This window comes from Pseudomonas delhiensis, assembly GCF_900187975.1.
Classification (GTDB): Bacteria; Pseudomonadota; Gammaproteobacteria; order Pseudomonadales; family Pseudomonadaceae; genus Pseudomonas; species Pseudomonas delhiensis.
Genome location: NZ_FZPC01000014.1, coordinates 63,626 through 78,144, shown reverse-complemented (window position 1 = coordinate 78,144; position 14,519 = coordinate 63,626). Strand labels below are relative to the sequence as shown.

Annotated in this window: 13 protein-coding genes; 7 read left to right on the top strand and 6 right to left on the bottom strand. The window is 65.3% G+C overall.

From position 1 onward, the window contains the following. Positions 1 to 65: 65 nt before the first annotated feature. Complete coding sequence (gene ccsA, locus CHC02_RS14325; RefSeq protein ID WP_089392127.1) at positions 66 to 2,246, bottom strand: cytochrome c biogenesis protein CcsA; 2,181 nt, start codon at positions 2,244 to 2,246, stop codon at positions 66 to 68. A gap of 377 nt (positions 2,247 to 2,623) precedes the next feature. Between ccsA and CHC02_RS14320 the strand changes: the two genes are divergently transcribed. The 4 genes from CHC02_RS14320 (at position 2,624) to CHC02_RS14305 (ending at position 7,850) form a co-directional block, all read left to right on the top strand. Then, a complete protein-coding gene (locus CHC02_RS14320; protein WP_089392126.1) occupies positions 2,624 to 4,300 on the top strand; it encodes an MFS transporter in 1,677 nt (558 codons plus the stop codon). A 209-nt stretch (positions 4,301 to 4,509) separates the two neighbouring features. Next, positions 4,510 to 6,003, top strand: a complete 1,494-nt coding sequence (locus tag CHC02_RS14315) for an aldehyde dehydrogenase family protein (RefSeq protein ID WP_089392125.1) — start codon at positions 4,510 to 4,512, stop codon at positions 6,001 to 6,003. Between the two features lie 294 nt (positions 6,004 to 6,297). Next, positions 6,298 to 7,290, top strand: coding sequence for a hypothetical protein (locus CHC02_RS14310; RefSeq protein WP_139210193.1), 993 nt, complete (start codon positions 6,298 to 6,300; stop codon positions 7,288 to 7,290). 8 nt (positions 7,291 to 7,298) lie between these two features. After that, entirely contained in the window at positions 7,299 to 7,850 is a 552-nt protein-coding gene (locus CHC02_RS14305) for a hypothetical protein (RefSeq protein WP_139210192.1), read from the top strand. Between the two features lie 34 nt (positions 7,851 to 7,884). On the opposite strand, the gene CHC02_RS14300 is transcribed toward CHC02_RS14305, so the two are convergent. Continuing rightward, complete coding sequence (locus tag CHC02_RS14300; protein ID WP_089392122.1) at positions 7,885 to 8,553, bottom strand: TetR/AcrR family transcriptional regulator; 669 nt, start codon at positions 8,551 to 8,553, stop codon at positions 7,885 to 7,887. A 95-nt stretch (positions 8,554 to 8,648) separates the two neighbouring features. On the opposite strand from CHC02_RS14300, the gene CHC02_RS14295 reads away from it, so the two are divergent. Next, positions 8,649 to 9,314 carry an O-methyltransferase gene (locus CHC02_RS14295; protein ID WP_089392121.1) on the top strand — a complete coding sequence of 222 codons (666 nt, stop codon included), beginning with the start codon at positions 8,649 to 8,651 and terminating at the stop codon, positions 9,312 to 9,314. 128 nt (positions 9,315 to 9,442) lie between these two features. Here CHC02_RS14295 and CHC02_RS29970 read toward each other — a convergent pair whose 3' ends face one another. After that, positions 9,443 to 9,958 carry a hypothetical protein gene (locus CHC02_RS29970; RefSeq protein WP_141137692.1) on the bottom strand — a complete coding sequence of 172 codons (516 nt, stop codon included), beginning with the start codon at positions 9,956 to 9,958 and terminating at the stop codon, positions 9,443 to 9,445. Between the two features lie 37 nt (positions 9,959 to 9,995). Continuing rightward, positions 9,996 to 10,430, bottom strand: coding sequence for a hypothetical protein (locus CHC02_RS29965; RefSeq protein WP_139210190.1), 435 nt, complete (start codon positions 10,428 to 10,430; stop codon positions 9,996 to 9,998). 223 nt (positions 10,431 to 10,653) lie between these two features. Between CHC02_RS29965 and CHC02_RS14290 the strand changes: the two genes are divergently transcribed. Beyond that, positions 10,654 to 11,112: a GNAT family N-acetyltransferase gene (locus CHC02_RS14290; RefSeq protein WP_089392120.1), complete on the top strand. Its 459-nt coding sequence runs from the start codon at positions 10,654 to 10,656 to the stop codon at positions 11,110 to 11,112. Positions 11,113 to 11,441: 329 nt separating this feature from the next. Continuing rightward, entirely contained in the window at positions 11,442 to 11,921 is a 480-nt protein-coding gene (locus tag CHC02_RS14285; RefSeq protein ID WP_089392119.1) for an HIT family protein, read from the top strand. Between the two features lie 28 nt (positions 11,922 to 11,949). On the opposite strand, the gene CHC02_RS14280 is transcribed toward CHC02_RS14285, so the two are convergent. Both CHC02_RS14280 and CHC02_RS14275 read right to left on the bottom strand, forming a co-directional pair. Next, the gene (locus CHC02_RS14280) at positions 11,950 to 12,942 is read right to left on the bottom strand and encodes an asparaginase (RefSeq protein WP_089392118.1); all 993 of its coding nucleotides are present in this window, start codon (positions 12,940 to 12,942) and stop codon (positions 11,950 to 11,952) included. A 60-nt stretch (positions 12,943 to 13,002) separates the two neighbouring features. Then, complete coding sequence (locus CHC02_RS14275; protein WP_089392117.1) at positions 13,003 to 14,445, bottom strand: alanine/glycine:cation symporter family protein; 1,443 nt, start codon at positions 14,443 to 14,445, stop codon at positions 13,003 to 13,005. Positions 14,446 to 14,519 lie beyond the last annotated feature (74 nt).

Below are 14,519 nucleotides of genomic sequence, written 5' to 3'. Positions count from 1 at the left end.
AGGCCTTCGACGGGTTCGGGGGCCACCCTGCGACAAGTTGGCACGTCTAATTTCGCGATTGCCGTCTAACTCTGAGACAAGCCCTCGGGACGCGCCTGGGATGCAGTATGGACGCGCTTGCGCGATGTGCCCGCGCCGGGCAGCAGCAAGGCGCCGAGCAGCATGCAGGCCAGCCCGGTCCAGACGAACGACAGCAGCGGGTAGCGGCGGATCACCACCAGGCTCTCGATGGCCTCGCCCTTCTGCCCCATCAGCCGCGGCGAGGCCGGCACCCACACCTGCAGGTCGCCCAGCCAGCCGCGGATGATGAAGGGGTGCAGCACGTAGCCGCGGTCCGAGGCGAAGCGCGCGTAGTGGTAGTCGAGGATCTCGCACAGTTGCCGCACCGGGCCCTGGTAGGCCGGCGGGTTGCCGCGGCTGTCCTGGAACAGCGCGTGGCCCTCCAGCTGGCGGCCGCCGTCGCGCAGCTCCACCCGCGCCACCGAGTGGTAGCCGGCGCGATCCGCCCGGGTGCTGTCGGGCAGCACCCGCAGCTGCATGCCGTTGGCCAGCGCCTGCCATTGCTCGAAGGAGGCCCCCGGCGGGATGGTCACCTGCAGGTAGGTGTTCAGCGCCGTGGCGGCCAGCCCGCCGACCAGGGCGACCACCGCGCCGCCATGGATCAGCGCCACGCCGCCGCTGTAGCGCAGGTTGCCCAGGCGCCGGCTGCGCCACAGGGCGAGCACGCACCAGAACGCGCAGGACGCCAGCAGGAAGGCCCCGCCCAGCAACGCCGCGTCCAGCCAGGGCAGCACCACCACGACGTTCTGCGAAAGCATGCCCTGGCCGCTGTAGCCGGCGCTCAGCCAGCCGCCGTGCCAGCCCACCAGCAGCATGGCCACGGCCATCGCCAGGCTCGCCGCCAGCGCCAGCCTGGGCCAGCCGCTGCGGCGCAGGAAGCTGTAGCCGCCGATCAGCCCGAGCAGGCCCAGCAGCGGCAGCAGCCAGCGCACCAGGCCGTAGCCATCCACGTCCCACTGGTCGAAGGCCCGGCGCAGGCCGTTCATCTCGTCGGTGGTGGCCCAGGCGGTGAGCGTCTCGAAGAACGGCTTGAGGTCGCCCGGGCGCTCCAGCCCCAGCCATTCGTAGAGGTGCGCCTGCAGCAGCGCGCCCAGGGCCAGCAGCGCGCTGCCGGCGAACAGGTAGATGGCCACGTCCAGGGTCCAGTCCGAGCGGGCCTTGCGCCCTGCCCCGCGGCGCGCCCGCAGCGTCGCCCAGCCGGCCAGCGCCAGCAGTACCGCGGCCAGGCCCAGGTGGGCCAGCCAGGAGGTGGTGCCTATGTAGCGGTGCGAGCTGGCCAGCACCGTGCTGCGCGTCACCGCCATGGCGCCGCAGGCCATGGCCGCCGCCAGCAGGCTGAGCCATGGCAGCAGGCGCCGGTTGGCCCCGTCCGGGCGCCAGCGCCGCGCGCCGTGCAGCACCGCGCCGAGCAGCGCCCAGACCACGAAGGCCGAGGTCTGCACCGGGTCCCAGTGCCACAACTGGCCGAAGGTGAAGTCCTCCATGGCCCAGGCCATGCCCGCGCCTATGCCGGCGCTGAGCACCAGCCAGGCGCGCCGGCCGTAGCGCAGGGCCACCGCGCCATAGGCCTCGCCGCCACCGCCCAGGGCATCCAGCGCCGCCCCGGCCGGCGCCAGGGCCCAGGCGTAGGCAGCCAGCACCAGGGGCGCGTGGAAGGCCATCCAGAAGGTCTGCAGGTGGGCGTTCATGCCCTGGTTGGGCTGCGCCGCCAGCCAGTCCGCCGGGGTGGCGGAAAAGGGCCCGAGCCAGGCCGCGGTGGCTGCGTACCAGGCGGCCACCAGCGCCCCGCAACGCCCGGCCCAGCCGGCCTGGCGCGCCTGGCCGGCAGCGATGGCCATGCAGAAGGTGGCCAGCAACAGTACGGTGCCCTCGTCGCCGCCCCAGAGGTTGGCCATCTTCAGGTAGCCGGGCAAGGCGGCGCTGCTGTAGAGCCAGGCGTAGCGCAGCTGGAAATGGTCGGCCAGCAGGTGCAGCGCCAGCGCCAGGCAGGCGCCGCACAGCGCCCCCAGGGCCAGCGGCCAGGCCAGGGCGCGCCACCGCGGTCGCACGGCGCCCAGGGCGATGAGCACGGCACTGGCCCACAGCCAGGCATTGCCCAGCAACGGCAGGAACCACAGCAGCAGGCAGGTGGCGACGAAGGCGCCAAGCCCGGGGAACACGGGCGATGGGGTGAACGTCCTCTTCAAATCGGGCCTCCTTGGAATGCTTCCCGCCTGTGTTCGCGAGAATACGCATCCGGGCCTCTACATATTGTGTGCCAGCCGCGAAAAGACCTTGCACGACAGTCGCTTGGCGCAAGGCCAGGGGCCACGCGGCGTTGCAATTCGCGACAGCCATTGCAGCCTGAGACAGCACCCTTAGTTCTAGCCGATCCGCCGCGGCTGGATATCTGGGGGATGGCGTTTATGCTTCAAGATGGCCCGCACGCCTTGCCGGGCCAGCCTGAAGCCTGTCTGCAGTCTCGCTTCGACTATCCGTGTTCCGCTGCATCAACCCCATGGCCCGAGTGCGGCAACGGTGGTTAAGGACTCCGGCCCATCACAAGAACAAGACGGAGAAGAACATGGCGCAGACCTACAGCCCGGCCGCGGGCAACACACCCCACAACGGCATCACCCGGGAGGAGCGCAAGGTCATCTTCGCCTCCTCCCTGGGCACCGTCTTCGAGTGGTACGACTTCTACCTCTACGGCTCGCTCGCGGCGATCATCGCGAAGCACTTCTTCGCCGGGGTCAACGAGACGACGGCCTTCATCTTCGCCCTGCTGGCCTTCGCCGCCGGCTTCGCGGTGCGCCCCTTCGGCGCCATCGTGTTCGGCCGCCTGGGCGACCTGGTCGGGCGCAAGTACACCTTCCTCATCACCATCGTCATCATGGGCATCTCCACCGCCGTGGTGGGCATGCTGCCCAGCTATGCCAGCATAGGCGTGGCGGCGCCGGTCATCCTGATCAGCCTGCGCCTGCTGCAGGGCCTGGCGCTGGGCGGCGAGTACGGCGGCGCGGCGACCTACGTGGCCGAGCACGCGCCCCAGGGCAAGCGCGGCTTCTTCACCTCGTGGATCCAGACCACCGCCACCCTCGGCCTGTTCCTCTCGCTGCTGGTGATCATGGCCTGCCGCACCGCCCTGGGCAACGAGGCCTTCGAGGCCTGGGGCTGGCGCATCCCCTTCCTGCTCTCCATCGTCCTGCTGGCCATCTCGGTGTACATCCGCCTGCAACTCTCCGAGTCGCCGGTGTTCAAGCGCATGAAGGAGGAAGGCAAGGCGTCCAAGGCGCCGCTGACCGAGTCCTTCGCCCGCTGGGACAACCTCAAGGTGGTGATCATGTCGCTGCTCGGCGGCACCGCCGGCCAGGCGGTGGTCTGGTACACCGGGCAGTTCTACGCGCTGTTCTTCCTGCTGCAGACGCTGAAGATAGACGCGCAGACCGCCAACCTGCTGATCGCCGGATCGCTGCTGCTGGGCACGCCCTTCTTCGTGTTCTTCGGCAGCCTGTCCGACCGCATCGGGCGCAAGAAGATCGTCATGGCCGGCTGCATCCTCGCCGCCCTGACCTACTTCCCGATCTTCAAGGGCCTGACCGAGTTCGGCAACCCCGACGTGTTCGCCGCCCAGGAGAAGAACCCGGTCACCGTGGTCGCCGACCCGTCCGCCTGCGCCTTCCAGTTCGACCCGGTGGGCAAGGCCAGATTCACCAGCTCCTGCGACCAGGCCAAGAGCCTGCTGGCGAAGAAGGCCATTCCCTACCAGAACGTCAAGGCCGAGAGCGGCGCCGTGGCCCAGGTGCACATCGGCGACAAGGTGATCGCCAGCTTCGAGGGCGGCGGCCTGGCGGCGGCGGACTTCAAGGCGCAGTCCGAGGCCTTCACCGCACAGATGGGCACCGCGCTCAAGGAGGCCGGCTACCCCGAGAAGGCCGACCCGGCCAAGACCAACCACCTGGCGGTCCTGCTGCTGCTCACCGTGCTGGTGATCTACGTGACCATGGTCTACGGCCCCATCGCCGCCTGGCTGGTGGAACTCTTCCCGGCGCGCATCCGCTACACCTCCATGTCGCTGCCCTACCACATCGGCAACGGCTGGTTCGGCGGCTTCCTGCCCACCGTGGCCTTCGCCATGGTGGCGGCCACCGGGGACATCTACTACGGCCTCTGGTACCCCATCGTCATCGCGGTGATGACGGCCATCCTCGGCACCTTCTTCCTGCCGGAAACCAAGGACCGCGAAATCCACCACGCCTGAGCCGCAACCCTGCCTCGAAACAGCCCGCCCCGTGCGGGCTGTTTCGTTGGTGGCTGTCTCAGGGCTGTCGCAAGCTGCGACAGCGGGGCGCGGAACTGCTCGTCCCTCTTTCGATTAAATCGTTTTGATTCAATAAGTTGAATTACATTGACCGGCTTGGCATAGCGGTTGCGATAGCCGCCGGGACAACTCAACAAGAGGCAACCGCAATGCTCGCTTCCCTGCCCATCAAGCCCGAATCCCGCGCCTTCCTGCAGCGCGCGCCGAAGATGCTCATCGGCGCCGATTGGACCGGTGCCGCCGATGGCGCCCTCATGGACCTGCGCAATCCGGCCACCGGCGAAGTGCTCTGCCAGGTGCCCTCTGCCAGCGCCGCCGACGTCGACCGCGCCGTGCGCGCCGCCCGCCAGGCCTTCGACGATTCGCCCTGGAGCCGCATGCGCCCGCGCGAGCGGCAGAACCTGCTGTGGAAGCTCGCCGACCTGATGGAGCGCGACGCCGACCTGCTGGCCGAGCTGGAATGCCTGAACAACGGCAAGAGCGCGGCCGTGGCGCGGGTCATGGACGTGCAGCTGGGCATCGACTTCCTCCGCTACATGGCCGGCTGGGCCACCAAGATCGAAGGCGCCAGCGTCGACGTCTCCATGCCGCTGATGCCCAACGACGACTTCCACGGCTTCATCCGCCGCGAGGCCGTCGGCGTGGTCGGCGCCATCGTCGCCTGGAACTTCCCCCTGCTGCTGGCCTGCTGGAAACTCGGCCCGGCCCTGGCCACCGGCTGCAGCGTGGTGCTCAAGCCGGCCGACGAAACCCCGCTCAGCGCCCTGAAGCTGGCCGAGCTGGCCCTGGAGGCCGGCTACCCGGCGGGCGTGTTCAACGTCGTCACCGGCACCGGCATCAACGCAGGCAGCGCCCTCACCCACCACCCGCTGGTGGACAAGCTGACCTTCACCGGCTCCACCGCCGTGGGCAAGGAAATCGGCAAGGCGGCCATGGACAACATGACCCGCGTGACCCTGGAGCTGGGCGGCAAGTCGCCGACCATCGTCCTCGCCGACGCCGACCTGAACAGCGCCGCCGCCGGCGCCGCCCAGGCCATCTTCTTCAACCAGGGCCAGGTGTGCTGCGCCGGCTCGCGCCTGTACGTGCAGCGCAAGCACTTCGACAACGTGGTGGCCGACATCGCCGGCATCGCCAACGGCATGAAGCTGGGCAACGGCCTGGACCCGAGCGTGGACATGGGCCCGCTGATCTCCGCCCGCCAGCAGCAGCGCGTGCACAACTACATCGAACTGGGCCGCGAGAAAGGCGCCACCATCGCCTGCGGCGGCGAACAGTTCGGCCCCGGCTACTTCGTCAAGCCGACGGTGATCGTCGACGTGGACCAGAAGAACCCGCTGGTGCAGGAGGAAATCTTCGGCCCGGTGCTGGTGGCCATGCCCTTCGACGACATCGACGAAGCCATCCGCCTGGCCAACGACAGCCCCTACGGCCTGGGCGCCAGCATCTGGTCCAACGACCTGGGCGCAGTCCACCGGATGATCCCGAAGATCAAGTCCGGCTCGGTCTGGGTGAACTGCCACAGCGCACTGGACCCGGCGCTGCCCTTCGGCGGCTACAAGATGTCCGGCCTGGGCCGCGAAATGGGCGCCGCCGCCATCGAGCACTACACCGAGGTGAAATCGGTACTGATCCGGCTGTAACGCGAAAAGGTCCTACCTCGCCGGCGCGTTACCCCCTGCGCCGGCGCTTCCATCCCCTGGCCGCGCGAGTGGTCGGGGGATTTTTTTGCCAGGCATCGGCCTGTAGGAGCGGATTTATCCGTGATCCGATACTTTATGAAAACAGGCAGGTAAATGTAGGAAAACAACACGATCGCGCATGGAAAATTCTATTTCCAGCGCAACTGCCCAATCCCGGCCCTATGACATCAACGCACCGCCCTCTCATCGCCCGCTCATCTGATCGGAACGCCGTTCCCGGGAGGAGCGATGGGATTGAACCAGACCCAGCTGGACCAACTCGGCCGCCAACTCGACAACAACCCGCTCGAAGTCCTCATCCTCTCGGCCGAACAGGCCAACCTTCTGGCCGCCGACCACGCGACCAGCCACTGGTCCCCGACCCAGGCTCCCAGCCTCTGCGTCAGAGACGACATCACCCAGGCAAGCGGGCTGCTGGACAGCATCCGGCCCCACTACAACGACAGCCTCCACGAATTCGTGAATACCGCCTGGGGCATGCCGGCCTTGCTGGGTAGCCATGACGCGGTCAACTTCGCTCGCTTCGTCCGCGACATGGGCGGCCTCAACACCCGGGTCAGATACGTCAACCACAACGGCCGCCAGTACGTGGTGCTGTCCGGCTACCCGGGCCTGCGCAGAATACTCACGGGCACCCGCTACTCGGTGACCAACACGCGGCTGATCGAAATGGGCATCGGCCGCTACGGCATTCGCGGCAGCTCCCTGAGCGGCTTCAAGTTGTCCTGCTACTTCGCCGTGGGGGTCGAATTCCTGGAGTGGTTCTTCAATAGCGAGGTGAACATGTTGGACCTGCTCGGGGGCATAGGCGTCGAGCTGGTCAAGGCGGGGATCGCTTCGGCGGTTGGTTATGCGGTGGCTGTTGCTGCCGGCAGCATTCTGGGGTTTGCTGCCGCTCCAGTGATAGCAGGTGCGCTACTCGTCTTTATTGTAGGTGTCGGCCTGAATTGGCTGGATAAAAGGTATGGGATTAAGCAGCGCGTACAAGACTCTTTAAATTACGCTACGGATAATGCCTCCATGATTGCCGAACGCTTCCAGGAGCTGGACAGCCGCAAGATCCGGAGCTATGTCGAACATACCTTTGGAGAAGTGGTCGATGCGGCAGTGGACTACGCCACTCAAGAAACCAAGTCGTGGATTCTGCGCCGCCTTCCTTCTGGCACACTGCCCGAACCCCCTTACCGCCTACCCAATCTTGATATTTTAAAATTTCCAAAGCTTTGAGAACTTCAATGAAGCTGCGTGAAAGAGCTGTAACTCCCGTTGCTGAACATTGGCTGAGGCCGTTGGGCTTGTTTGGAGTTCTGATCGGCCTGGTGGCTCTCCTGGCCGCCATGCTGATCTGCACGGAAGTACTATTGCCCAACTACATCCGGCTCTGGCGGCAGGCGCCAATAGTCGAGACGGTCTACCCGACCTTCTTCATCGTTTCGGGACTTGCGATAGGCCCCATGATGCTGGTGGCTGGCGTGCATACGCTGCTCTACCGAAAGCCGCTCACCTCGCAAAGCCCTACCTGGTTCAAGATCGCCGGCCACCTGCTCGGGGTGGGAATCATTCTGCTGCTGGTCGTTGGACCTGTACTTGCCATCGGGACGACCATCGCCCTGAAATACATGGATTATCGGGCCTGCAGTCAACTGCGAGTATCCGGATCCGGCTGGCAGGTATTCTGGGTGAATAACGACAACTACTGCTTCAAACCGGACAGCTACATCGAAGACAACTGGCCCTGCAGGAACATGGACGGCAAGACCTATTGCCTCAGGGCCGACGGGTTGTAAGGCATTCCCCGTAGGGCGCATAACGCCCCAGGCGTTATCCGCCGTTTCCACATGCGACGGCGGGTAAATGTCCGCCCGTGGCGAGCCCCCGCAGGTACGCGCAGAACATATCCGCCATCGCCCCGGCATAACGCTCGATTTCCTCATCCGTCCGCGGCGTTTCCGAGAACTGCTTGCCCACCGCGCCGAGCGTGGTCGTGACCAGTTCCACGGCCAGCGCCCGCGCCTCGCTCGAAGCATCGGGCAGCACCTGCGCCATGAAGGTGTGGAAGATGCGCTCGCCGGCCGCCTTGGCCTCCCGCGCCTCGGGTGCGTCGCGGTAGAGCGGCGCGGCGTCGTTGAGCGCGATGCGGACCGTCGCTTCCTCGCATTCCGAACGGACGAAGGCGTGCACCAGGGTGCGCAGGCGCGCCAAGGGCGGTTGCCGGGGGTCTTCGAGGATGCCGCGCAGCATCTCGCTGGTCTGGCGCCATTCGTCGCTCTGCAGGCGGAACAGGATCGCCGCCTTGTTGGGGAAGTACTGGTACAGCGAGCCGACGCTGACGCCGGCCCGTTCGGCCACCCGCGCGGTGGTGAAGCGCTGCGCGCCCTCCTTCGCCAGAACCTGAACAGCGGCGTCGAGAATGGCGGCGACCAGCTCGGTCGAGCGGGCCTGCCGGGGCTGCTTGCGCGAGGAAATCCGCGGGCTGCGGCGTTCGCCCATGGGGGACTCCGGGAATGCGAATAGTGAAACATGACGAATTCGTCGCATTCTAGTCGGGCGCCCTGAAGCGCTCAACCCACCTTCGGAGTCACCCCATGACCACCCTCACCACCACCCCCGTCGCCCCCCTGCTGGAACGCCTGTTCGCCGAGGCCGACGCCAGCGAGCCGGCCAGAAGCCCCGCCATCACCGGCCTGTCCGGCGAGGAACTGTCGCGCCTGATGGGCAGCAAGACCGAGTACCGCGACCTCTACGGGCGCCTAAAGGACCTGCCGCTCGCCGTCTCGCGCGCCACCGGCGCGCTGCTGTACATGCTGGCGCGCAGCTGCCAGGCACGCAGCATCGTCGAGTTCGGCACCTCCTTCGGCATCTCCACCCTGCACCTCGCCGCGGCCCTGCGCGACAACGGCGGCGGCCGCCTGATCGGCAGCGAGTTCGAACCGTCCAAGGTGCAGCGCGCCCGGGCCAACCTGAGCGCCGGCGGCCTGGCCGACCTGGTGGAGATCCGCGAGGGCGACGCCCTGCAGACTCTGGCGCGCGACCTGCCGGAACGCATCGACCTGCTGCTGCTCGACGGAGCCAAGGCGCTCTACCCGGAAATCCTCGCCCTGGTGGAAAGCCGCCTGCGCCCCGGCACGCTGATCGTCGCCGACAACGCCGACCACAGCCCGGAGTACCTGGCGCGGGTGCGCGACGTCGGCAACGGCTACCTGTCGGTGCCTTTCGCCGAGGACGTCGAGCTATCTATGCGCTTGGGCTGATCGCAGCCTCATCTCATCAGAGACCACGCTCCAGCTCTCCAGCCTACTTTAGGCTGCATGATGGATCAGAAACCGAACAGTAATGGCCAAGATGGCTGGCCAGTCCCCTGGACTAGCCAGCCATGTCATCACCTGCTTACTGAAGAATCTGGATGCTTGGCTTCATCAAATTCAGAATTTATACTCGCAATAAGCCTCTCAATATCTGCAGGCTTACTCCAATTCTTAACGCACTCAACAGATCTAAATTGAAATCCAAGTTTCTTGTCAGGAATTGCAATTACTGCTTTCCCAATCTCCAAGTATGCGATCCTTGCCCCCAGAGCCTCTTTAATCCCGCACTCTTCCGGACTTATATGAAAACTGGCATCAACCAGTTCTTCACGAACAAACTTCTCAGCACCTGAGGATTTCAATAGAAAACTCGCTATACTAACAGGCGACACAGCCAAGACAACAAAGCCTAAAGTCAGCAGTAATCCATTAGGAATCTTTGACGATGACTTAGCGCTAGAGCACTGCGAAACATGTATTCCCCTGCGTCTTTCTTCACGCACCTCATTGTAAATAGTATAAATCAATGTCACTACATGAATCGCCATGGACCACATTGAAATAGTTATTGCCCACGCAACCGGAACCATAAGGATGCTAATCCATGTAAGGCCCGTAGGTAACTCACTAGCCCTTACCCCAACAAACTATCCCTTCCGCATAGCTTGTAGCCCTCGACAGATTAATAGCTGCAAATGCGGCCACAATTAAATTTATTCCATAGAAAAACCTCTTATAAAAATCCCTTATCAAAGGCGAAGAGTATATTGCAACAATAGAAACAACCATCATAAAAACCATCAAAACTAAAGCAATAAGACTCGCCAACCCACTTGACGGCCCTATAAATTTCTTATAAATAAATATCGGACACATAAAGATCATGAAAAATATTATAGAGATAACGTATCGCCCATCAATTGAGGAATACTTTATCGCCTTAAAAAGATAAGAAAATACTGAATCAGCTGTATTGCCCTGCATGCCTGCCGCATTCGCAACAACCCCAAATACCGCCGGAAAATACACGAACAACAAGACCAAAACAAAAATAACTTCCATCCAGAACACCTCTCGCATAAAATCAAATTAAATCTTCACCCCTAGCCATTCTTAGGCCAGTGATCAGTCTTACACTGAGAAAGCCTTTAAAACTCAATTTTTACTTTCTAGCGACCATATCCACCACTTCCTTAAGCCTCAAATAAAAATTTTCGTACATTGATATTGCCCGCTCCACGACAATGCTTGCATCACAAACTTTCAAACATATGAGATAAAGGATATGCAAGTCTTTCGCCAAGCCACCCCCGACGACGCCCCCGCCATCGCCCGGCTGGTGGACGAGGCCTACAGCCCCTACATCCCGCGCATCGGCCGCAAGCCCGCACCCATGCTCGACGACTACCGGCAGGTGGTCGCCGAGGCCGATGTGTTCGTGTGCGCACGCGATGGCGAAGTGGCCGGTGTGCTGGTGCTCCGCCTCCAGGGGCCGGTAGTGCTGCTGGAGAACATCGCGGTTGCGCCGGCGTTCAAGGGCCGGGGCATCGGCAAGGCGCTGCTGGCGTTCTGCGAGGACTATGCGCGGGCCCGGCGCCTTGAGGCCATCGAACTCTATACGAACCAGTTGATGACCGAGAACATCGCCCTCTACACGAAGCTGGGCTACCGGGAAACGCACCGGGCCACGGAGGACGGTTTTGCGCGGGTGTTCATGCGCAAGGGGGTTGTCGGGCCCGCGTAGGAGCGAGATTGCTCGCGAAGGGGATTCAGCGGCGGGCTCAAGAGCCCCTCTCCCCAACCCTCTCCCGCAAGCGGGAGAGGGGGCTGTCCTGAGCCGCTGGGCAGTCAGGCACGATCCTTCACCCGCGACCTTGGGTTGGTGTGCACCCCGTTTCGGCAGAAATCGAAAATCGTAGGGCGCATAACGCCTACGGCGTTATCCGCCGTTTTCCCGAGGCACCGGTGTTCCAGCCGGCGGCGGATAACCGCGAACGGTTATGCGCCCTACGCGCTGGAACGGCGAAGCCGGGGCTTGCTACCCTGCCTGCCCCGAACAGCCGGCCGAGCCCGATGGACATTCCGCACCGCCTCATCGTCCACCAGACGCAGCACTGGACGCTCAACCACCACATGGCCTCGGCCCTGCCCGGCTACCTGATGCTGGGCTCCCGGGCCGCGGCCGGTTCCCTGGCTGACCTGCCCGCGGCTGCCCTGGCCGAACTCGGCGTGCTCCAGGCCCGTACCCAGCGCATCCTGGAAGAGCAGTTGCAGCCCAGGTGGCTGTACATCGGCCGCTACGGCCATTCCCCCGGCTTCCCCGTGCATTTCCATTTCATTCCGGTCTACCCCTGGGTCGAGGACGCCTTCTGGGCCGACGAACGCTATCGTGCGCTGCAGCGCTTCGGCAACCCCGCCCTCGGCGGCACCGACGGCGCCGAGCTGACGCTGTTCATCTGGCGCGAGTTCGGTGAGGCGGAGCAACCGCCGGCCATCCACGGGCCCGACATCGATAGCGTGATCGCGCGCCTGCGCGAGGCCTTCGGCGCCTGAACAGGCGCGGCACGATGAACCCGCCCGCCTATTCAGCCAACTCGCCACACAGGTCCAGGGCGAACCAGCGCTCGGCCTCTTCCACGTCCAGCCCCGCGCCCAGCAGGGCGAACAGCTTGCCCAGGGCCGCTTCGCGGGTCATGCCGCCGCCGGACACCAGGCCGGTGTCGCGCAGGCGGCTGCCGGCGGCGTAGGTGTCGAACACCACGCTGCCCGCCGGGCACTGGCTGATGGCGGCCAGCAGCACGCCGCGGCGGCGGGCCCGGCTCAGGGCATCGAGCAGCGCCTGGTTGTCCGAGGGGCCGGTGCCGCTGCCGTAGCACTCCAGCAGCAGGCCCTGCACGCCGCTGTTCAGCACGGCGTCCAGTTGCTCGGCCTGCAGGCCGGGGAACAGCGGCTGCACCGCCAGGCGTACGGGCCTGCGCGCTTGCCGGTAGCCCAGCGCCTCGGGCAGTTGCGCGGCGTGCCCGCCGTCGCGGTGGCGCGGCAGCGTGGTGAAGGCGTCGAAGGCTTCGCTGTGCAGCTTGGTGGCGCGCGCGCCGTGCAGTAGCGCGCCGCCGAAGTAGAGTTGCACGCCGCTGGCCTGGCCGCCTTCCAGCACGTCCAGGGCGCCGCCGAGGTTGGCCCAGGCGTCGCTGCCGGGCGCGCCGGCGGGCAGCATGGAGCCGGTCAGCAGCACCGGCGCATCCAGGCCCAGCAGCAGGAACGACAGCGCCGCCGCGGTGTAGGCCAGGGTGTCGGTGCCGTGCAGCACCAGCACGCCGTCATGGCCGCCCTGCTCCACCGCTTCCACTATGGCGTCGCGCATGGCCAGCCAGTTGGCCTGCCGCATGTTGGCGCTGTCCAGCAGCGGCTGCATTTCCCGGAAGCCCCAGGCGAAGGTCGGCTGCCGGCCGCTGCCGGCCAGCCATTCGCGCATGCGCGCCTCGAAGCCGCTGGCCGGGGCCAGGCCTTCGGGCGTCTGCAGCATGCCGATGGTGCCGCCGGTGTAGAGGACGAAGAGGTTCTTGACTGCGCGCATGGGCTGATCCTGCGTTCTTGTTGTGGCGCGGGCCGACCGCCGGGACGGCCCGCGCGGCCGTCAGCGTTGCGCCTGCGGCAGGCCAGCGGGGATTTCGCGGGCGGCCTCGGCGCTCCGGCCGGCCGGCCAGGCATCGCGGTCCAGGTCGAGGTCGGCGAACTGGGCGGAGTCAAACACCGGCTGGTCGATGCCGGCGCGACGCTGTGCATCGTAATCGCCCATCACCCGCAGGCCAACCTTGAACAGCAGGGCCAGGGCCAGCAGGTTGACGAAGGCCAGGCAGGTCATGGTGATGTCGGCGAAGGCGAACACCGTGGACAGGTTCTGCACCGAGCCCCAGACGATCAGCGCCAGCACCAGGGCGCGGTAGCCGATCAGCACCAGGCGGTTGCGGCTGAGGAACTGCAGGCTGTTCTCGCCCAGGTAGTAGTTGTAGAGGATGCAGGTGAAGACGAACAGCGACAGCGCGACGCTGACGAACAGCCGGCCCCAGTCACCGACCACCGCCGCCAGGGAGTTCTGGGTGAGCGTGATGCCGTCGCCCTCGAAGCCGGGGGTGTAGAAGCCCGAGAGCAGGATCAGCAGCGCGGTGCAGGTGCAGATGACGAAGGTGTCGAGGAACACGCTGAAGGCCTGCACCACGCCCTGCGAGGCCGGGTGGCGCACGGCGGCCACGGCGGCGACGTTGGGCGCGCTACCCAGGCCCGCCTCGTTGGCGAACACGCCGCGCTTCACGCCCATGACGATGGCGCTGCCGAGCAGGCCGCCGAACGCCGGGTCGAGGCCGAAGGCGCTCCTGAAGATGGTTTCCAGCATGGCCGGCACGTGCTCGATCTGGCTGCCGATCACGTACAGGGTGACACCGATGTAGGCCAGGGTCTTGACCGGCACCAGCAGGTCGGACACCGCGGCGATGCGCTTGATGCCGCCGACGAAGACGATGGCCAGCAGCACCGCCAGGGCGATGCCGGTGTGCTGCGGAGCGAAGCCGAAGGCGTTCTGCAGCGAATGGGTCACGGTGTAGGACTGCAGGCCATTGAAGGCGAAGCCGTAGGTCACCAGCAGCAGCACGGAGAACACCACCGCCATGCCCTTGAGCTTCAGGCCGTGCTGGATGTAGTACGCCGGGCCGCCGCGGTACAGGCCATCGCCGTCGGCGCGCTTGTAGACCTGGGCCAGGGTGCACTCGAAGAAGCTGCTGGACATGCCCACCAGCGCGGTCACCCACATCCAGAACACCGCGCCGGGGCCGCCGAGGGTCACGGCGATGCCGACGCCGGCGATGTTGCCCGCGCCCACGCGCCCGGCGAGGCTCAGCATCAGCGCCTGGAACGAGCTCAGCTGGCCGGCCTGGCCGCGGATGGACTCCTTGAACACGCCGAACATGTGGCCGAAGTGGCGGAACTGGACGAACCGGGAGCGCAGGGTGAAGTAGCTGCCGAGTCCGACGATGAGCACGATGAGAACCTTCCCGGAGAGGAAGTCGTTGAGCGCTTCGAGCATGGGTATGACCTCGATTCTTGTTCTTCGGATGGAAGAGAGGCGTCAGGCGCCGGGTGGGGCCTGGCGTTGGCGGG